The following is a 229-nucleotide window of genomic DNA, read 5'->3' as shown; positions in this document are numbered from 1 at the left end:
GACGGCTTAGTTCGGCGATAAGTTCGGATTTGGCATGCCTGGCAAACCGCTGGAAAGTAAGCTCTCCTGAGGCGCGCTCCAAAAGCCCAGCTACTTTGGGCAACGACAACATCGCGCCGCCGGTTACGGGGAGATGACGTAATGCGGTGATGAGGAGGCCAAGCTGGTCCTCCTTGTACCAACTCGGACCCATAGACATTGAAAGGTCGCGGCGGTATGTCTGCTCTGC

The 229-nt window shown here is 57.2% G+C and carries 1 protein-coding gene; it reads right to left on the bottom strand.

The features are described 5' to 3' along the window. Positions 1-229: hypothetical protein (locus KVT32_RS31920; RefSeq protein ID WP_217619616.1), on the bottom strand; the 229-nt coding region annotated here is incomplete at both ends.

Origin of the sequence: Achromobacter sp. GbtcB20 (assembly GCF_019091095.1) — a bacterium.
Classification (GTDB): Bacteria; Pseudomonadota; Gammaproteobacteria; order Burkholderiales; family Burkholderiaceae_B; genus Achromobacter; species Achromobacter mucicolens.
Note: the sequence above shows the minus strand (reverse complement) of the source record. Positions and strands in the feature narration are given on the sequence as shown.